Origin of the sequence: Paenibacillus peoriae KCTC 3763 (assembly GCF_000236805.1) — a bacterium.
Lineage (GTDB): Bacteria > Bacillota > Bacilli > Paenibacillales > Paenibacillaceae > Paenibacillus > Paenibacillus peoriae.
This window is the reverse complement of record NZ_AGFX01000030.1, coordinates 87,416-106,535: the sequence shown is the minus strand read 5'-3', so window position 1 is coordinate 106,535 and position 19,120 is coordinate 87,416. Positions and strand designations below refer to the sequence as shown.

Annotated in this window: 18 protein-coding genes; 5 read left to right on the top strand and 13 right to left on the bottom strand. The window is 46.9% G+C overall.

Annotated features, from left to right (window positions below; genetic code table 11):
* Window positions 1-32: 32 nt before the first annotated feature.
* The gene (locus KQI_RS0116540; protein WP_010347946.1) at window positions 33-1,226 is read right to left on the bottom strand and encodes a radical SAM/SPASM domain-containing protein; all 1,194 of its coding nucleotides are present in this window, start codon (window positions 1,224-1,226) and stop codon (window positions 33-35) included.
* Between the two features lie 58 nt (window positions 1,227-1,284).
* On the bottom strand, window positions 1,285-1,563 hold the full coding sequence (locus tag KQI_RS0116535; protein WP_010347945.1) for an acyl carrier protein: 279 nt from the start codon (window positions 1,561-1,563) through the stop codon (window positions 1,285-1,287).
* Window positions 1,564-1,915: 352 nt separating this feature from the next.
* On the opposite strand from KQI_RS0116535, the gene KQI_RS0116530 reads away from it, so the two are divergent.
* From KQI_RS0116530 to nagA, 3 genes are read left to right on the top strand one after another with little or no spacing between them, the layout of a single operon-like run.
* A complete protein-coding gene (locus KQI_RS0116530; protein WP_010347944.1) occupies window positions 1,916-2,782 on the top strand; it encodes a MurR/RpiR family transcriptional regulator in 867 nt (288 codons plus the stop codon).
* A 1-nt stretch (window position 2,783) separates the two neighbouring features.
* Window positions 2,784-3,512, top strand: a complete 729-nt coding sequence (gene nagB / locus KQI_RS0116525; RefSeq protein WP_010347943.1) for a glucosamine-6-phosphate deaminase — start codon at window positions 2,784-2,786, stop codon at window positions 3,510-3,512.
* Window positions 3,509-4,747 (top strand): N-acetylglucosamine-6-phosphate deacetylase, encoded by a 1,239-nt coding sequence (nagA, locus tag KQI_RS0116520; RefSeq protein WP_010347942.1) that lies wholly within the window; start codon window positions 3,509-3,511, stop codon window positions 4,745-4,747. Before nagB ends, nagA begins: the two co-directional genes overlap by 4 nt.
* Before the next feature lie 73 nt (window positions 4,748-4,820).
* Here nagA and KQI_RS0116515 read toward each other — a convergent pair whose 3' ends face one another.
* Complete coding sequence (locus tag KQI_RS0116515) at window positions 4,821-5,819, bottom strand: YhcN/YlaJ family sporulation lipoprotein (RefSeq protein ID WP_010347941.1); 999 nt, start codon at window positions 5,817-5,819, stop codon at window positions 4,821-4,823.
* Between the two features lie 196 nt (window positions 5,820-6,015).
* On the opposite strand from KQI_RS0116515, the gene KQI_RS0116510 reads away from it, so the two are divergent.
* Window positions 6,016-7,605, top strand: a complete 1,590-nt coding sequence (locus tag KQI_RS0116510; RefSeq protein WP_010347940.1) for an esterase/lipase family protein — start codon at window positions 6,016-6,018, stop codon at window positions 7,603-7,605.
* A 169-nt stretch (window positions 7,606-7,774) separates the two neighbouring features.
* Here KQI_RS0116510 and KQI_RS27010 read toward each other — a convergent pair whose 3' ends face one another.
* From KQI_RS27010 to KQI_RS0116465, 9 genes are all read right to left on the bottom strand, one after another.
* The gene (locus tag KQI_RS27010) at window positions 7,775-7,984 is read right to left on the bottom strand and encodes a helix-turn-helix domain-containing protein (protein WP_010347939.1); all 210 of its coding nucleotides are present in this window, start codon (window positions 7,982-7,984) and stop codon (window positions 7,775-7,777) included.
* A complete protein-coding gene (locus KQI_RS29660; protein ID WP_029390199.1) occupies window positions 7,921-8,283 on the bottom strand; it encodes a hypothetical protein in 363 nt (120 codons plus the stop codon). The genes KQI_RS27010 and KQI_RS29660 overlap by 64 nt, the downstream gene beginning before the upstream one ends.
* 342 nt (window positions 8,284-8,625) lie before the next feature.
* On the bottom strand, window positions 8,626-9,561 hold the full coding sequence (locus KQI_RS0116495; RefSeq protein ID WP_010347937.1) for a DUF4340 domain-containing protein: 936 nt from the start codon (window positions 9,559-9,561) through the stop codon (window positions 8,626-8,628).
* Complete coding sequence (locus tag KQI_RS0116490) at window positions 9,558-10,949, bottom strand: GldG family protein (protein WP_010347936.1); 1,392 nt, start codon at window positions 10,947-10,949, stop codon at window positions 9,558-9,560. Before KQI_RS0116490 ends, KQI_RS0116495 begins: the two co-directional genes overlap by 4 nt.
* 5 nt (window positions 10,950-10,954) lie before the next feature.
* Window positions 10,955-11,677: an ABC transporter permease gene (locus KQI_RS0116485; protein WP_010347934.1), complete on the bottom strand. Its 723-nt coding sequence runs from the start codon at window positions 11,675-11,677 to the stop codon at window positions 10,955-10,957.
* Window positions 11,674-12,789, bottom strand: a complete 1,116-nt coding sequence (locus KQI_RS0116480) for an ABC transporter ATP-binding protein (RefSeq protein WP_010347933.1) — start codon at window positions 12,787-12,789, stop codon at window positions 11,674-11,676. The genes KQI_RS0116485 and KQI_RS0116480 overlap by 4 nt, the downstream gene beginning before the upstream one ends.
* A 545-nt stretch (window positions 12,790-13,334) precedes the next feature.
* On the bottom strand, window positions 13,335-15,185 hold the full coding sequence (locus KQI_RS0116475) for a beta-glucoside-specific PTS transporter subunit IIABC (RefSeq protein ID WP_010347932.1): 1,851 nt from the start codon (window positions 15,183-15,185) through the stop codon (window positions 13,335-13,337).
* A gap of 34 nt (window positions 15,186-15,219) precedes the next feature.
* The gene (locus KQI_RS28545; RefSeq protein WP_010347930.1) at window positions 15,220-15,360 is read right to left on the bottom strand and encodes a Gfo/Idh/MocA family oxidoreductase; all 141 of its coding nucleotides are present in this window, start codon (window positions 15,358-15,360) and stop codon (window positions 15,220-15,222) included.
* 17 nt (window positions 15,361-15,377) lie between these two features.
* Window positions 15,378-16,658, bottom strand: coding sequence for a glycoside hydrolase family 140 protein (locus KQI_RS0116465; protein ID WP_010347929.1), 1,281 nt, complete (start codon window positions 16,656-16,658; stop codon window positions 15,378-15,380).
* A 252-nt stretch (window positions 16,659-16,910) separates the two neighbouring features.
* Here KQI_RS0116465 and KQI_RS0116460 point away from each other — a divergent pair, with 252 nt between their 5' ends.
* Window positions 16,911-17,939: a LacI family DNA-binding transcriptional regulator gene (locus KQI_RS0116460; RefSeq protein ID WP_010347928.1), complete on the top strand. Its 1,029-nt coding sequence runs from the start codon at window positions 16,911-16,913 to the stop codon at window positions 17,937-17,939.
* 176 nt (window positions 17,940-18,115) lie between these two features.
* Here the strand turns inward: KQI_RS0116460 and KQI_RS0116455 are convergent, their stop codons facing one another.
* Window positions 18,116-19,045 carry an NAD-dependent epimerase/dehydratase family protein gene (locus KQI_RS0116455; protein WP_010347926.1) on the bottom strand — a complete coding sequence of 310 codons (930 nt, stop codon included), beginning with the start codon at window positions 19,043-19,045 and terminating at the stop codon, window positions 18,116-18,118.
* Between the last annotated feature and the right edge of the window lie 75 nt (window positions 19,046-19,120).

Here is a 19,120-nt window from a genome sequence, read left to right as displayed (position 1 = left end):
TCCATCCTGTAACAAACAACATTCACAGGACACTATATATATTTCAAAGAGCCTGCTCCATGCAGGTATAAGACGCTGCATTTGGAACATACAGGCGTTAAGCCTTCGTGATTAATCTTTTGACGGGTTTTCTCATACGCATCCGAATTCCATATCTCATCCAGACTCTGCTCACGCAAGCTTCCAATCGTGAACTCACTGAAAAATTTGCAAGGCATAACCTTCCCATCCGGCAAAATATCCGTTCTGGAGGTGAGTGCCAGGCAATGATTGGAGCAGCGGCTGACCATTTCCTCGCCATGTATAAATTTATCGATCTCCCCAAAGTCCAAACCGGGCTGATAGCGTACGCGAATGTTCCACACCCGCTCATTGATTCGCTGCAGTTCCTGCATCAGAGGGTCGATGTTACTCGGGTTGATTTTATATTTGAAAGCATGCCAGCTGCTGATATTATTTTCTTCAAGCTGCCTTAGCCAGGAGAAGTTACGTGTAAAATATTCATCCATTTTGAGGGAGGTTTCTTTGGAAATGTACCAGGGGAACGTCAGCAGCACCAGATCCAGCCTTTTGTCCTCCAGCATTTGCAGAAATTCGTACATTCGTCCGATCATATTATCGTTAATGACCGCATGGACGGTTACCCGCCCTTTGTACAATCCCTGGTCACGCAGTTCAATCAGCTTATCCATCTGCCGCATCGTTTTTTGAAAGGTGCCTTTACCGCGAATCAGATCGTGTTCTCTTTCAAAACCTTCAATCGCTATTAACAGCTCCAGATTTTCAGATAAATCCAAAATCCGGTCCAAATAGTTGTCAATCAGTAATCCATTCGTACAAAATGTCATTTCGCGCCGATCTTCCGCCAGCACGTCCAAAATTTCGTTAAAACGCCGGTGAAACATCGGTTCACCGCCCCACATGTATAGCCGGGATTTGGCTTCCCTGGTCTCGCTCAAAATTTGCCGAAGCATGTCCGGGGCAAGATCCAAGTTTTGCTCTTCTTTATCCATTTGATGATGATAACCTTCCTCGTTCCATTCAAAACAGTGGGTACATCTCAGGTTGCAGCGGTTGGTCAGCTTAATACCGATGGTCTGGGGCATGTCCGTTTTGAAAGCAGGGTTCTGTGTTGCATTACGATAAGACACGGAAGCATTTTTCAGATTACGCTTGATGAGCTTGAACGCCTTCTCATCAATCAGCACATTGCTTTTGGGCTGCATGCTACCACCTCGTTTAATGGATTTTCAGGCAGAGTGTACCCTAAATCAAAGCCGCCTCTTAGACCGTCTCCATTCCCTCCGGGTGCGGCGCTTGTTCCGCCTCGCTGATCCCCTGTATGTAGCTGCAAAAGGCATCTACCGAGCGCAAATGCTCCAGCTCAAAGGAATCAAAATCAATTTCCACATCAAACGCATCCTCCACTTGCAGCATGAAATGAACCAATTGCAACGAATCCAGCCCAGCATCATGAATAATGTCCGAATGTCCATCCAGCTTACCGACCAGTTCAGGATCTTCCTTGACCGCGCTGATCATTTCAATCACTCGGCTTTGCATAGCAAACTCCTCCTTGTGAATGAGATTCTATTCGTTACGCACAACAATGCCCACTGTAAGCTCCTTGAAAAATCCCTTCACTGGAACTTTATTCAATTATACTCCTCCAATGAAGAGACAAGTCAATAGGTTGTTTTGTAAATAAAACTCGAAATATGTGAATTAATGTATGCTTGTTTCTACAATTTTTGCAACCCATTTTTTCGTAAAATCTAGCAGATATTCACCTCACATCTCTTGCATGAAGAGCATAATTATTTTACAATATACACGAAAATATTTTTCCTAAATCAACTAAATATAACGATACTTTTTTTCATCAAAGCATTTTACAGCCAAAGGAGCACAGCTCATGTCCCCTATCCTTCATACATTAGCCCATAGACTGGAGCAGCTCCCCGTACAAGAGCGCAGGCTTGGGGAATCCATTCTGCAATCCCCGGAAGACGTGCTGCATCTGGGTATTCGGGAACTGTCAGAGCGTTGTGGTGTGAGTGCGGCGACCGTTACGCGGTTTTGCAAATCACTGCATTTTAAAGGCTATCCTGATTTCAAAATGAAGCTGGCCGCCGAGTTATCCCATTCAAACCGTAATGGTGAAGAATCCTACCAGGACATTGTTGCCGGGAATTCACTCTTCCGTATTGTGCAGGCTATTCAGGCGAACCATACGGCATCTATTGCGGACACGACTCGGCTGCTGGATTTCGACAAGCTGGAGCAAGCCATTACGTGGCTGTCAGCCACAAACCGCATTGATTTGTACGGGATGGCGACCTCCTCGATTGTGGCGCAGGATTTTTACCAGAAGCTCATTCGTATTGGCAAAAATAGCACCGCCTTCGCGGATTCGCATATGCAGATCACCTCTGCCTCTTCGCTCGGGCCGGGAGATGTCGCCTTTGCTGTCTCCTACTCGGGGGAAACCCAGGAGACGATCGCAGCTCTGCGCTGCGCGAAGGAGCAGGGAGCCAGGACACTATCCCTGACCTCCTTTGGCAACAATACGCTGGCGGGGATATCGGATATTGCTCTGTTTTCCTCTTCGCTGGAGGAAGGAATGCGACGAGGAGATATGGCGTCCCGTATCGCCCAGCTTCATATCATAGATATCCTGTTTACAGGTATGGTGAGCGCGGATTTTGACAAATATATTCCGAGATTGGAAGGTTCATATCAACAAGTGAGCAAGCTCAAAAAACAACCAGGGGGCCACTAAGATGAACATACGCATTTTTAACAGCAGTGAAGACCTGAACGCTACTGCCGCCGCTGTAATCGCCGGCTTACTGCTAACCAAACCGCAGGCCATGCTTGGCCTAGCAACCGGTAGTACGCCTATTGGTATTTACCAACGTCTTGCAGATATGTACCGCAAGGGACAGGTCAGCTTTGCACGAGCCTTTGCTGTCAATCTTGATGAATATGTCGGCCTCTCCCAGGAGCACCCGCAGAGCTATCGCAGATTTATGAATGAGCACCTGTTCCAGCATATCGACATTCCCATCGCCCATACGCGCGTACCTGACGGGAATGCAGTCGATTTGGCAGCAGAATGTGCAGCACACGAGCAAGCCATTCTGGATCATGGGCACGTGGATCTCCAATTGCTCGGCATTGGTCATAATGGTCATATTGGCTTTAACGAACCCGGTCACAGCTTGACTGGGTCCACACATGTTGTCGATTTGGAAGAAAGAACGCGTACGGCAAATGCCCGATTTTTTGGCCATATAGATGCTGTACCCAAGCAAGCAATTACGATGGGAGTAGGCACGATTTTAAAGGCGAAGCAAATTGTTTTGGTGGCTTTTGGTGCGGATAAGGCTGACATTATAAAGCAGGCTTTAACTGGACCCGTCACGACAGAATGTCCGGCATCCCTGCTGCAATGCCATCCCAACGTGCTTATATTACTGGATCAGGAAGCAGGAGGTTGGATTAATTGAACTCAGATGAATCGAGTGGCAGCATAACTCAGCTGCTGTATGGACAGGTCGTCATCGGGAACGACATGATTGAAAAAGGGGTTGTCGTCATTCAGGGACAATCCATTGTATATGCGGGTTCAGAGGAGGATTTGCCTGCGGATTGGTCATCCGCAGACAAGGCAAGTCATACAGATGGTACAGCTGAAGCGGCAAGCATGGTTCGTCTGGAAGGCGGCTATCTGCTGCCGGGCTTTATTGACATTCATGTTCACGGCGGTAACGGTGAGGATTTTATGGACTCCAATCCAAGAGTACTGGATACGATCACCTCCTTTCACGGCTCGCAAGGAACGACCGCCATGCTGGCTACTACGATGACCGCACCTAAGGAGCGAATTGACCGGGTGCTGGGTGAGGTTCACGCCTATATGGCACAGCCTATGCCTCATGCGCAGTTGGAGGGCGTGCATCTGGAAGGCCCATTCATTAGTCCGAACTGGCCGGGAGCACAAAACCCGCAACACATCGTGCCTCCGAATCTCGCGTGGATGGCAGAATGGGAGCAGCGCTACCCGGGCCTTGTTCGCCAGCTGACGCTTGCACCCGAACGGGAAGGCGCGCTGGAACTGATACCATGGCTGCGCAGCCATGGTATCACTGCCGCTCTGGGTCATACGGATGCCACATATGAAGAGGTGGAGCAGGCAGCGGCGGCGGGCCTGAACCATGCCGTGCATGCGTTCAATGCCATGACTCCGCTGCATCACCGCAAGCCGGGAGCCGCTGGAGCGGTACTTGCTGATCCGCGCATTGAAGCAGAGGTCATCGCGGACGGCATTCACGTGCATCCTGCCGCCATTTCTCTACTCGCCAAGTTAAAGCAGAATCATAATCTTATTTTAATTACCGATGCCATGTCTGCCACCGGGCTGGAGGATGGACACTACACGCTCGGTGATTTGCCAGTAATCGTGCAGGATGGTGTGGCACGACTGGAGGATGGAGTCACCTTGGCGGGAAGCACACTGACCATGATTGAAGGCTTTCGTTTTCTGGTTCAACAGGTGGGCTTGAGTATCCCCGAAGCATCACAAATGGCCAGTCTGAATCCGGCTCGATCCCTGGATATTCATGATCGGACAGGATCGCTAGAAGCAGGCAAGCAAGCAGACATCCTGTTGCTGGATGCCGACCTAAATTTGCAGGGCGTATGGATTAAAGGAATGCGCCAATCATTTATATCATTCCACTAAACCAAAAAGCTATCCGTCGGCGCATTCGCCGAAATGGATAGCTCTTTTTTTGGCATTATACATATGTTGTGAATTAACGATAATTCATAGGTGCAGGTGTATGATTTTGTGGACGTGTTGGTGATGTAGTTGGACGGTTCGTTCCAGCCGCAGGGGTTGGAAAAACACGTTGAATGATATCACCTAATTGGGTACTCATTCCTTTGATCGGATGACCACTTTGTACACTGCGTGCAAAGTCGGTGCTATGCTTGATAAAATCAGGGTTCGCTGATACATACACCTGTTGAATCGACGGCGCAAATTGCTTAACCTTATTGGCAATTTTACTTTTGACCGCTTCGGTCAGCGTGCTAGGTTCATACGCAGTTCGTGCACCCTGAACTGTGGTACCATCCGTGCGGGTACCATCCGTCAAGCCACGAATCATACCATAAGAACCTGTACCCATTGTGCCGTATAATCCGTCACCACGACGCGCAGGTGTTCCGTATCCGGTAACCCCATCTGTCACTCCGGGCGTAGTGGTGCCCGTTGTATAGCCCCCGCGCGTACCATTAACGCCACTCACGCTCGGTGCATTTCTGTAATGCTGAGTACTAGTGGCGCTTGGAGTGCCCACACCCGTTGCATTGGCATGGTCCTTCAAGGAAACCGCTACATAAGCATTACGATCACCAACCAGTACGGTCGCAGATTTTACATCCGGCAACTCGGCTAAACGTTTGGACAAATTGCGATCGACTTGCAAATTACGAACTGGGTGTCCGGTAACATTAGTTTTCGGGTTCAATGGCGCCCCGCCTACACCGTTGGACTTAACCCCATAACGGTTCACACCATCAATACGGTTGACACCATCCACACCATAACGATTTACACCGTCAATACGGTTCACACCATCCATACCATAACGGTTCACACCATCCAAAGGACGTGTGCTTTGCACATTATAGCGGGTAGCGTTCGTACGGACGTTATGATTCGCAGTCCCACACCCTGTCAAAGTAGCCATGCTGGCAAGTAAAGCAGCAGAAATCGTCAAGCTGATGATCTTCTTAGTTCCTGGCATGAACTCATCCTCCATACATATAAAATGTGTGACGAGGTTAGCATGTGCCATGAATCGAAGGGATATCCTGACTAAAAAATGACTGAAAAAATAAAATTTTAATGTAAATATGAAATAGAATTGATGTTATACCACAATATGGCACGTATAATAGGTTGGGAAAAATACTTTATTTTACAAAAGGAGGATTCCAAGCTTGAGAAAGATCACTGTTTCAATGCTTATTTTTTTATTATCTGTCACTCTTGTCCCCGTTGGTGCTTTTGCAGGCTCCACTACACCTGAACCCCCGAAAGAAGCCGCCGGAAGCTGGGCAGAAGGCCCGCCACCTAATCGCGTTGATCCTGCCAAGCCCGCACTATTGTTTGTACATGGATTGAACAGTAGCGCTGAAGTCTGGACCAAGAATAACAACGATATGCTTCAGCGCGCACGTGACGCCGGATACCAGACGGCCACCATTAATCTTTACGATGCCAACGGCACCTCACAGGATATGTGGGACAATGGCAAGCTTCTAGCCGACAAAATCAAGGTCATTAGTAATCACTTTGGAAAAAAGCTCATCGTCATCGCTCACAGCAAAGGTGGAGTAGATACTCAAACCGCTCTCGTATATAACGGAGCCGCCCCTTATGTCCAACGTGTCATCACCCTCGGCAGTCCTCATCATGGCTCACAACTTGCAGATCTCGCCTACAGCAGCTGGGCCGGATGGCTAGCAGATATCATCGGCTCCCAGAATCCCGGCACCTCAACTTTACAAACATCTTATATGAAGTATTTCCGATCCAAGACCGATGCACTCAGCAATGCGACTACAATTCCATTCTTCACGTTTGCTGGTGATAACTGGTCCGACGGCACCGCTTCCTACATACTGGGTGGACTTTATCTCTCATCCTTTGGCAAGAATGATGGAATGGTCACTGTCGACAATGCCAAGCTTCCCGGTGGACGTGTAGTCAAAGTCGGACCCTGGGATCATGCCAAGGTTCGTACCGGCTCCTATGTCTTCTCCCTGATCCAACCCTACCTCCAAGCGAACACTCCAACATTGAATCAGGAAGCTGAGGCAGTTTCAGCAGCATCTTCCCTGACTGCTTCTGCTTTACAATCCACCTATAGCGAGATCGACAATTCATACTTTATCCGCGGCGGAGACTATAATGGAAAAGCCTCCGAAATCCTCATTGTTGAAAATGGTGTCAAATCTGTTGATCTGGACTGGATCAGCGATAAACGTGTAAATCAGCTTGAGCTGACCAAGCCTGACGGTACCAGCGAGATCATCAGTCTGAAAGCAGGTTATGATGATGAAATTTTTGCTGGTGCCTGGCATCATAACGCCGTCATTCAAAATCCAAAACCGGGTATCTATAAACTGAACGCCACGCTTGCTGATCAAGGAGCGTATCTCCTGATCGCCCGCTACCATGCCGTTCAGGTGCCTGAACTAAAATACAAGCTCAATGCAGTCGGTCCGAAGCTGAATCTGGAACCACAAGATTCTAAAGACAGCACAGACAGCGTTACACAAGTCACCTACCAGGTTCAATACTACGGTGACCCGCAGCAAGGAACCACGTTAGCGCCCAAGGGTTTGACGTTACAGCAAAAAAACGTTAACCCTACAGGACAAATCGAGCTTTCCAAAGCGGACAAGCCCGGCCTTTATTCCGTAACCTATGAAATTAACGGCACGACGGAGGCTGGCTATCCTTACCGCCGCACGGCAGTTCAATCCATCTATATTGATGCTGACGGAAATAAGTATGTAAATTAATTTATTCTAAAATATTAAAAGCCTGAGAACACTCTTTATCCTATGGGGCTGCGCCTGTTCATGACAGGAAGCAGTCCCATTTGAGCGATTTCAGGCTTTTTAACATATGTCTAATCGTCAGATTTTGCAAGCTTATCATATCCATTGTCCACCTTTTTTCTATCTGTAATTATTGCCGTAATTCTTCGATAAAATCAGTCACAATACTTTGAACGGCATCCTCACGGGACATGCGGATATACCGGCTGGTTTTCTGAATGTCTTCCTCGAACAATTGAAGTATCCTGAACATGGCCTCCTGATCCCCACTTCGTGCTAATTTGAGCAGTTGGATGAACTCAGCATCCGGGATAGTTCCTTGAGCATTTTCTTTTTCCATTTATTCACCGCCTGTTGGGATAGCTTTAACTCTCCTGCAATCTGTGCTTCGGTTTTGTCTAGTATGTAAAGGTCAAAGATGATGGTTTTGCCGATCTCGGATGGCAGAGAGTTGATGAGCTGTAGCGTAAACATCTTAGAGTTTACAGAGTCTGAAAAAGATGGAGTGCCGATGGCTTCGTTCTTTTCCATTACAAATTCATGATTGGTTTGTACACGCGCACGATATTGAATCCTCCATGCAATGCGATACAACTTCTTACGGTATTGTTCAACCAATGTTAGCTGAGATTCATTTATGATAAATCACCCTTTCTCTTTGGATCTTGCCTTTCGAAATCCTCATATTATAGGGTAATTTGAGAACACATTTTACAACCAAGAACAGAACGTTTGTTCTTATTTATTATACTATTTTTTCATGCAGTTGTATATGGTTCTGTTAATTTACCTTCATTATATACGGCTAAAAAAGGAGGGAATACATTGCAGATGGATGATGCTCTTTCTTTGGTAACCAACAGCTCTTCTTCCAAAAGCAGTAAACCTGATGAATAACAAGCACAAAGAAGCTCCAGCCGACGATTATTTCGCCCGTTGGAGCCTCTTTGTTCACGTATATAAATCAAAAATCATCAATTATTATTTTTTCTCAGCCTGGTCGTGCCCATTTTGTTCGATACGGTTCACGTCAGACACTGGCAGGCCATAAGCCCAGTTGCTTTGTGGAGGTACGACCCATACAGTATCTGGATCATCGGCAAGCGTCCAGCCCTGATAAACCCATTGGGAATCATCCTGATCCAGCGATACGCTCAGCGTAAAGCGATGAACAGGCTTACTCAGCTCGGAGGCTTTGCGCAGGGACTGATTGCTGGCCAGGTTTTTGATTTGCTGCGACAAGGAGGTCGCCGTATCACTGGCTATTGACTTTCCGTTCAGCGTCCAGGAAGTAGAAGCACTGTCTCCGGCTTTGCTGTTACCGGAGGACTTAAGCATCCATGAGGCCTTCTGGCCCTCCCACTCTATTCCGCTTAGCTTGGTATCATCCCAGTCGAACGGTGTTGTATCTGTAAAATCAGCAGTACCCAGCAGCAATCCCGAAAGTGTATCTATAGGTACGGAGGCTACTTCTTTTTTATCTGATAAAACATAAGCAGCATCTCCCGAAGGTAGTGCTTCACCGAAGGCAAAGGTATGCACATCGCCCTTTTTGGTCTTGATCTCTATCCAGTCATCGGTAGCGCTGATTCCGTACTTGGCTACATCCTTGGGGGAAGATTCCACCGTTTCACCCAGCTTCACATCCAGAACCGCGGTCAACCAATTGTCTATGGTATATCCGTTTAACGGGTAAGACTGTGGCTTGCTCATGCTCCATTGGCCATCACGTTGTGTAAGCTCCACCGTTGTGCCGTCCTTCCCTGCGATAGCAAAAGATGTAATATCTTCCCGAGTAAGCTGAACCAGCTGGCGAGCCGCCGGTGCTTGTTCACGAAAAAAGTTTTGGCTTTTGGCATAGATTATACCCGCTCCCAATACAACTAACAGCAGCACTGTGGGTATCCATTTTCTCATGCTCTTCTTCGCCTCCACCATAATAAGATTCCGATTACCGCGAACAGCAACGGCAATCCGATGACGGATATGGTCAATATCGTTTTCGCTTGTGCGGGAGTCAAATAGGCTACCTTGTAATTCTGCTCCTGACGAGGCCGGATGGTAAGTCCATCCGAGTGTTCCTGCACATAATTCAGACTGTTCAGCACAAAATCCCGATTTCCTCCCGTGCTGATCTCGGTGTCGCTTAGAAGCGCAGACGTTCCGAGAATCACCGCTTTGGGCTTGCTATCTTTCCCAGATACCGCGTAACCTAGATCAAGCGGTCCCTGCGGGTCCTTGGCATCCTTCTGCGTTTCGTTGTTCAGCAGTCCCTGAATATTCGTTTCACCATAGCTGGCAGAAGAAGATTTTAGCAAAGACGTAGTCTGCCAATTCTTTTGCTCTCCCGCCTGTAAAGCAATAGACAGCGAAAGAACCGGGTACAGATTGGAGGCTGCCAGCTTATCGGTGATCGCATGACTGCCGAAGGTAGGAACCGTCCAGAGAGGACCAAGCGTATTGGTCTGCTCCTGATCCACCACAATCGCATGTGTATCCTTCACTCCATAATCAGCCGCCAGGGCGTCAAGGTTTTTCCAGTCGGATTCCATGTTCGGATGAAAGCCCAACGCCATAAAAAGCTTTCCACCGCCGTTCAGATACGTACGGATACTCTTCAGCTCTGTTGCGCTAATATCCCTTTGTGGCCCCACAATAGCCAACACAGATGCATCTTTAGGCACACTGCCAGCCCGATTGAGCTGTACTTCTTCTGTTTTTACATTATCCTGTGCCAATGAGCCGCTTAGTTCGGTCATTTGAGATAAAGGAATTTCCTCATGTCCGGTCAGAAAAACCACTTTTCCCTGACGAGTAGAGGACAGCCCCAACAGTCCACTGGTCAGCTTTTCTTCACCTGTAAACTGGTATGCTCCCTCACCACTTCCCTGCGCTTGCGTAAATAGACTCCCAATATCTATTACCCGTTTCTTTTCACCCTGCACCAACACAATAGATGCTGCGTTAACACCATATTGCTTGGCCAGCACCGGTTCCTGATTCAGATCATATTGCTCGACCTTGAGCTTGCTGTTACGTTTCCCGTATTCACTCAGCATATCTGTAACATCCCGGTTCAGCTTCTGATTTTGTGAAGTGGATACGGTAAAGGCAATCATTCGTACCTCTTCCTTCACTCCCTGAATAGCACTTAACGTCTGATCAGACAGCGTATACTGCTTGCCTGCCGTCAAATCCAGCTGAAAGCCTCCCAGCGAACGCAGAAATAACGTCAGCAAAATAAAAATACCTGCAGCTGCAACCGATAGCACCACACTGTTTGTATGACCCAGCCATTTTTTCATCCTGATCACCTCCACCGTTTTCGTTCGACGACCTGGATGCTGAACAACAAAAAGAGTGCCGCCACCGTCACGTAATACAACACATCGGCTCCGTTCAGCAATCCTTTGGTGAAACTGTCAAACCGTGCGGTTAGTGAAAAAGGCTCCAGCCATTGCTGTACCGTCGCAGCTGCGCCCGTTTGTCCACCAAACGAATCCAGCATCCAAAACACAAGTAAAATAATAAAGCTGACGACCGCCGACATCATCTGATGCTGTGAAAGCGTCGAAGCGAACAAGCCGATCGCCATCATGGCTGCGCCCAGCATAAACAGACCGATCACAGATGTAAACACCAGCGTCCAGTCCAGCGACCCATAAAAGGACATCACCACCGGATACGCCAGACTGCATAGCACTAAAATGAACAGCATACCCAGCGACGCCAAAAATTTACCTATAATTATTTCCGTCACACTTACAGGTGAGGTTAGCAGCAGTTCATCTGTCCCCTGCCTGAATTCCTCTGCAACCAGCCGCATCGTGAGCAGCGGAACGACAAACACCAGCATGGACAGCGTATCACCAAGCACTAACCGATAGTCCAGAATACTCGGCTGATACATAACAAAGTTCGTATAAAAAAGCAACCCCGTCAGCAGCATGTACACTGCCAGCGCAAAATACGTCGTGGGTGTCCACAAATAGGCCTGCAGCTCTTTTTGACAGACCGCGAACAAACGCCTCATGACTGATTACCTCCTGTATCCTTGTCTCCTCCGACCTTGTCACCGCTGGACGCGGACTCTTCATGTTCTATCTTAACGTCTGTGGATGCTGCATTCTCCGTCGAAGGTAAGCCATGAACCACTTGATCGCCGACCTGACCTGTCCCCGTCTCGCGGGTCGTCAACTGTTGGAAAATATTTTCCAAGCTAAGCATTTCTTTTTTCATCTCCAAAATCGGAAGCTTCGCCTCAGATAGCACATAAAACAGCTCTTCGCGGAAATCCTCATTGGAAGCGCCTGTTAGTAGCACCTCCGTCAAATCCTGCTCTCTTGCAGTCTGCTTTGTATCGTCTTGAGACAATGCGGACGCTAAAGGCTCGATCTCTACTTTTCCCCAGGCCTGCAGGACATCCAGCACTTGCCCACGGTTTCCTTTGACTTCTACCTTTACCTTAAATCCATCCTCCATCGAATCGCCGAGTGCATCAGGCCGTCCATCCAGCACCAATTCACCCTCATGGATGATGAGAACCCGATTACATAAAGCATCCACCTCAGGCAAAATATGCGTGCTGAGCAGCACCGTATGATTTTCACCAATCTCCTGAATAAGCTGACGAATCTCCAAAATCTGATTAGGGTCCAAACCTGAGGTCGGTTCATCCAGCACGAGCAAATCCGGGTTATGAATAATCGCCCCCGCCAGTCCCAAGCGTTGTTTATATCCTTTGGACAAACTGCGTACCAGTTGTTTTTCACGCCCGTTCAGCCCCAGACGGGAAATCATTTCTGAAATACGCAGCTTCTGCTCTCGCGCAGGTACGTCCCGAATACTGGCTACAAATTTTAAATAGGATTGAACGGACATATCTCCATACAAGGGTGGCGTCTCCGGCAAATAACCGATTTTGGAACGAGCCTGTCTACCCTTATCCTGAATCGGGATGCCATCAATTGTAATCACTCCCTCGCTGGGTTGGAGATACCCCGTAATCATGCGCATCGTCGTCGTTTTTCCCGCACCATTCGGCCCCAAAAAACCGACAATTTCACCGCGCTGCATTTCAAAATCCAGCTTATGTACGCCCCGGTTGCCCTCATACCACTTGCTCACCTGTTGCACCTTGAGCACACGTTTCACCCTTTCTTTTATCGTATTATAAAATCTTACTCCCCTACTGCTCCCCACCAAAATGTTGCTTGAGTGGTGGGTAGCAGCGGAGCGGAGGTTTTGGAGCTGGAGAAGCGCCAGCGGTCGCCTTTGCTGGGGGATTCCTACCTCTATATCTCTTATTTAATCAAAAAAGAATCCCGCAGCAACAGCGATCGGAAGCCCAAAGCCTTCGCGCAGCGGTCTCCCCCTACTGCTCCCCACCTCATGCCACACTTTTAAACTCTAATGATAAGCCCACATATATAACTCTAGCTTAACGTCACTTAAATAAAAGCTTAAAATAATATGTCTAAAATGTGAACCTCGACTGCCATAAATGCCCCCACCCCGCCCTGCGGGTTGGATAACTTGGTATAGGGGAATGCATATACCCATTCTCTATTATCAGCAGGGTACGGGAATAAAAAACCTCCACCAGTTTTGAATTTCTTCTGAAGAAAAAATTCAAAAACGGGTGGAGGTTCATCACTACGATGCAATTATCGTCTTCGTATCTTGTTAATCTATTTAATTTTCAACAAGCGTTCTCCAGCACGAATATCCGCCCCATTTTCCACTATGATATCCGTGTATACGGCTGTATTGGTTACAATGACGGATGTGGTGATATCATATCCCTCATCTGCTATAGCCTGATGATCGAATTCAACCAGCTTGTCTCCTTTTTGAATAGTATCCCCTTCAGACACAAAAGAAGTGAAATGTTTTCCTTTCAAGCTGACCGTATTAATTCCAATGTGAATGAGCAGTTCAACCCCATCCTCAGAGATAAGTCCGATTGCATGCTTTGTTTTGAAAACAGTAACAACCGTTCCGTTAAACGGCGCATAGGCTACCCCTTCTTTCGGAATAACAGCCGCTCCCTGACCCATCGCACCACTGGAGAAAGCCTCATCATTTACAGCGGTTAAAGGGATCAATTCACCGTTAAGAGGACTGAATACCACTTTTTCCTCCGCTTTGCTTTCATCTGCAACCTTAATCTCAGGCGCAGGTTTAACATTTTTATAGCCGAAAAGATAGGTCAGGACAAATGCGAGTACAAAAGCCACAACCAAAGATATGATAAAGCCCGTGAACCCTGCATCTATTCCTTTTGGATTAATGAACAGCGGAATACCGAACACACCGCCTGAGGCAAAACCGTATGCCGTTGATCCCAGTAAACCTGCTGCGGCTCCCCCTATACCTGCGGCAATGGAAGCCAAAATAAACGGTTTTTTGGCAGGCAGCGTAACCCCGTAAATTGCTGGTTCCGTAACTCCCATCAAACCTGCAATGGAAGCAGAAGTGGCAATCGGTTTTAATTTAGGGTCACGTGATTTCAAAGCAATGGCAAAGGCTGCACCGGTTTGAGCAAAAGTCGTACAGAACAACATCCCGTTAATCGGATCAAACCCGTTCGTAACTACATTATTCAGGAGAATTGGAATGAACGCCCAATGCAAACCAAAGATAATAATGGCCTGCCAGAACCCGGCCAGAACGAGACCAGCTACAGCCGGACTTAACTGGTAAATCCACATAGAGCCTTTGGCTAATCCATCACTGATTATAGTTGATACTGGTCCGACAACCAGAAAAACAATCGGTGATATGATGGCCAAAGTCAGCAAAGGCACAATGAACATTTTGATAGACGCAGGTGCATACTTGCTTATCAATTTTTCGACCTTAGCTGCCAAAAATGCTCCAATAATGATAGGTATAACAGAAGACGTATAATTAATCAGAACGACAGGTATGGTCAAAAAGGTCAGCGCCGTTTTATCTGTAAAGGCGGCAGTCATGGTCGGATACACCAAGGCGGCCCCCAAAACAGCAGACAGGTACGGGTTGCCTCCAAATTTTTTACCTGCTGAAAATCCTAGAATAATCGGGAAGAAATAAAACATAGCGTCTGCTGTCGCGTATAAAATTTTATACGTGCCCATCTGATCCGTCATCCAGCCCATAGATGTGCACAAGGCCAGTAGTCCTTTTAGAATCCCCACAGCGGCGAGCACACCAACAACGGGCATGAACACGCCTGAGATCACATCGACAAATCGGCTGAATAAACTGGATTTCTCATTGCTTTGCTCTTCCTGATTCACTTGATCCGGCTTTACTCCCATCGTATCTAAAAGAGCTTCATATACCTTAGGGACCTCATTACCGATAACTACCTGGAATTGACCGCCGCTTTCTACAACGGTAATCACACCGTCAATCTGCTTGATTTGTTCCTTATCAGGTAATTGATTATCCTTCAGTTTGAATCTCAGCCGAGTCACACAGTGAATGACACTGTTTACATTTTCGTTTCCCCCAACCGCGCCTAACACTTCTCTAGCAGTCTTTTTGTAATCCATCATGGTCACTCCTTCTTGGATGCGTTTTCTATTTTCACAGCAAAAGCAATGCACGTGCAAATGACTTCTCGCACATGATATGCTTTTCGGCCGTAGCCGCCAGTCCAACCAGTTCCAGATGGGTCTCTGGAGATGTAATAATGTCCACGACATCAATGTCAATTTCTTTTAGCATCGTTTACATGTCGAGTTTTATTTCGTTCCGATGATCACAACATCACTTTCAAAACTATGCATGTCTATGACGGATTGATTAGCCTCGACATCCACCTCTGTCTGTGCAAATCGTCTCTCTGCCAAATCAATGGTTGTAAACTTGTAGTCCTGTACGTTGATGCTTAGTCGCACCTTCGTGTTAACCGGGATATACAAGACGATGGTATTCTCGTTCCCCGCAGCTCTGATCTCCCCTGTATTGTTTAAAACAATATCCAGCGGCTTCATGCCGATCAGGTTATACATTTCAAACAAATATTTAATAAAGGAATAATCCCATGCGCCCTCAAAACGCAAGGCCGTTCTCCAATCATAGGGGCTATCAAAGCCCTCGCCTTCTACAATGCCGAACTTCTTGCCTTTTTTATGCCAACTCCAAATCCCATGCGCTCCGTAGGTGATTCCCGCTCCCCCACCTGCAAGAAGACTTTGCCATGCCGCTTTTCGGGCATCCAGCGCAGTATATCTGCCGTACACATTGCGGCTGTAACTGATCTGTTCATAGCAGGGTTCTCCATTAATTACAGGTCGTATTTCCGGCTTGTGATAGAAATGCTGGGCAATCTCGTAGGCTACATGCTGAAACTGGGAGTTATGCCCTGATTGATACATATAAAATCCAAGACCATCGTGTTTCTCAAAGATTTCAGGAATTTCCCTCAATCTTCCCTGGATATGCAGTACAGTTAAGCTTGTCGGGCTTAATTGCTGTACCGTTTCCAGCGCCTTCAAATAGTACGCATTAGCACGTTCTGTAGGAAAATCTGTGTCCCCGCTGATTAAATAGACAGGCTCGAATCGGGAATAGCGGTTCACAACATAAGCTACATAGTTTTCAACGCAATCCAGCGGCATTTTATTGTCCTTTTGGAACATTTCAGCCCATGTATCCGGTACATAGTTGCACCACAACAGAACCAACGCTGGAACAAATCCGCGCTCTACAGCCATCTTTATCATGACTTCTGCCCGGTCGAAATAGGCTTCGTTTAATGTGCGGTAGTCAAAATCTCCATTTTCCAGTACTGCAAACGGTTGCAGATTCAAATCCGATTCACTTGCATCCCATTGCCGGAGCATATTAATTTGTAAAACGTTGAAGCCCTGCATTTTTCGATAGTCCAGGTATTCGCTCCACTCTTCAATCGTCGCGTTGGTAAATGCGCTCCAGACGGTATCCGCCAAATAAAAGAAAGGCTTGCCCGCTTGTGTAAAATTTCTTTGATTTTCAGCAATGTTAAAGCTCAAATCAATCACCTTTCCTTTCTTGCCCTGCTCGAAACAACTTAATAAACAAAACAAAGTAATATATTTTATATAATAATACATAAAATAAACTAAAATAAAGCGTTTTACACTTGGATTTTAACATCACAAGTGATATGCGGTCAATATATTTTATTTTTCATTTTCACTCCATTTAGTTTAATTTAGTTTAGTTTATAAATCGAATTTTCTCACATAATAATGATATAATTTATGTAGTTTAGTTCAATAGGAGGTTCCACGTTGAAAATTGATGATATTGCAAGGCTTGCCGGTGTATCGAAATCTGCCGTCTCCCTTGCTTTTAATAACAAACCCGGAGTTAGCGAAGAAACCAAGGAGCACATTTTAAGAATTGCCCAAGAGCACGGATATAAACCGCGAACCATGAAGTCAAATAAAGAAGTCATCAAAAATCACCATGTCATTCGTTTTGTTGCATGTAAAAATACAGACATCGTTATAGAGCATTATGACTCTCTTCCATTTTTTAATGAATTAATTCATCACATTACCAATCAGGTAAAAGAACATGGAAACACGCTTATTTTTTCGTCCTTTGATAGCCATAACCTCGAAGAGGAATTGTCTGCCTTGGAAAAGGACCAGCCCTCCTCAGGAGTGCTTCTACTGGGCACCAATTTAACTTCCGAGATTATTCATTCTATACAATCCATTCATGCCAATATCGTTATTTTGGATACTTGTTTTGAACACATCGACGCCAGTTTTGTATCCATTAATAACTACCTTGGTGGCTATCAGGCAGGCCAATATTTAATTCAGTCTGGGCACAGACAAATAGGATACGTGCAATCCAGTACCAGAATCCTCAACTTTAAAAAACGAAAGGAAGGATTCATGGCGGCTTTAGAGGAACAGGATCTCTCCATAGATGATAGTCTAACCTTTAATATGCATCCCATGCTGGTCATGTCGCAGGATTCTTTTAAAGCAGCTATCCAAGAATTGGACGAGCTTCCTTCGGCCCTGTTTTGCGAAAATGATTACATGGCGATCAGTGCGATTAAAACGTTTCAGGAAATGAATATTCGAGTACCTGAGCAAATCTCCGTAATGGGGTTTGATAATATTCATGAGGCCAAGGTCATCAGCCCTGAACTAACTACCATTCATGTGAAAAAGGATGTTTTGGCTCAGACAGCTGTTAACTTGCTTATGGAGAAACTCAATCAAAACCAGGAGCATCATACGCAGGTGCTGGTGAATACCGAGGTCATTGAACGAAAATCTTGTTTAGCCTCTCAATGAGGCTTTTATCAGGAGGGTTCGTTATGATTCATGATTATGTAAGGAATTCGTCCCCTCATTGGCTCCGGAAATCGATTCGATCATCTCCGGTTGTCGCCGCTCCCACTAAAGAGTAACCATCAAAAAAGAGGCTGATGCTCATCGCTCAGCCCTTTCCTGAATCCCGCACGCAATCACTACGCGCCTTCTTTGCCTGAATCCATACTGCTGATATATGTTTCCTTTAAGCCAGCAGAGATGCCATATAGCGGTTCCCAGCGAAGCCAATGTCTGGCTACTACGTTGCTAAGGCAGCTATGGTGAATGTCTCCCGGACGCGCGGCTGAATATACGGGGCGAACGGACGAACCGTGCAGCTTTAGCAAATCATAAGCCAATCGATTGATGGATGTCGTTCGTCCCGTACTTACATGTACCGTCCGTTGATCCGCTGCACGTATCGCCGCTATATTCGCTCTGACTACGTCCTTGACGTACACAAAGTCGCGGGTCTGCGTTCCGTCGCCGTGAATGAGCAAGGGACTTCCTTTTTTTAACCGCTCCATAAACAGAGCGACTACGCCGCCCTCTCCCTTCGCCGTCTGGCCGGGACCATACACATTTCCGTAACGCAAAATCGTGTAGTTCATACCGTATAACCGATGAAAAAGCCGAATATACGACTCTGCGGTTAGCTTAGACAGCCCGTAGCCCGAGATCGGCTCTGCGGGATCATCTTCCTGAATACATTGCTTTTGCAGTTCTCCGTATACGCCGGATGTAGACGCAAATATAAATTTGGCAACCCCGGCTTCATGACAAGCCTGTAACAGACGGATTGTCCCCAACACATTCACATCAGCATCCTCATCCGGTTGATGAATGGAATGCTGCTCATCAGCCTGTGCCGCCAAGTGAAACACAATATCCGGGCTTTCCCGAATCAGCAGCGTCCGGGTTTCAGAGCTGCGAATATCCGCCATATGCAAGACCGCGCGCGGGTCCACATTTGCGGCATTCCCAGTCGTCAGATTATCCAGTACATGCACTCTGATGCCCGAATCAGCAAGCGCACGCACCAGATGGGAACCGATAAATCCGGCCCCTCCGGTGACCAAAGCCTTCACGAGCGCACCCTCCTTTTATACCTGAATGGGTCGGCGCTTGAACCTTACCAGCAACTATGGAGACAGATGTATCTC

Coding starts and splice junctions, on each gene's coding strand:
- KQI_RS0116540 (WP_010347946.1), bottom strand. CDS start 1,226: ATGCAGCCCAAAAGCAATGTGCTGATTGATGAGAAGGCGTTCAAGCTC.
- KQI_RS0116535 (WP_010347945.1), bottom strand. CDS start 1,563: ATGCAAAGCCGAGTGATTGAAATGATCAGCGCGGTCAAGGAAGATCCT.
- KQI_RS0116530 (WP_010347944.1), top strand. CDS start 1,916: ATGTCCCCTATCCTTCATACATTAGCCCATAGACTGGAGCAGCTCCCC.
- nagB (WP_010347943.1), top strand. CDS start 2,784: ATGAACATACGCATTTTTAACAGCAGTGAAGACCTGAACGCTACTGCC.
- KQI_RS0116515 (WP_010347941.1), bottom strand. CDS start 5,819: ATGCCAGGAACTAAGAAGATCATCAGCTTGACGATTTCTGCTGCTTTA.
- KQI_RS27010 (WP_010347939.1), bottom strand. CDS start 7,984: ATGGAAAAAGAAAATGCTCAAGGAACTATCCCGGATGCTGAGTTCATC.
- KQI_RS0116495 (WP_010347937.1), bottom strand. CDS start 9,561: ATGAGAAAATGGATACCCACAGTGCTGCTGTTAGTTGTATTGGGAGCG.
- KQI_RS0116490 (WP_010347936.1), bottom strand. CDS start 10,949: ATGAAAAAATGGCTGGGTCATACAAACAGTGTGGTGCTATCGGTTGCA.
- KQI_RS0116485 (WP_010347934.1), bottom strand. CDS start 11,677: ATGAGGCGTTTGTTCGCGGTCTGTCAAAAAGAGCTGCAGGCCTATTTG.
- KQI_RS0116475 (WP_010347932.1), bottom strand. CDS start 15,185: ATGGATTACAAAAAGACTGCTAGAGAAGTGTTAGGCGCGGTTGGGGGA.
- KQI_RS28545 (WP_010347930.1), bottom strand. CDS start 15,360: ATGCTAAAAGAAATTGACATTGATGTCGTGGACATTATTACATCTCCA.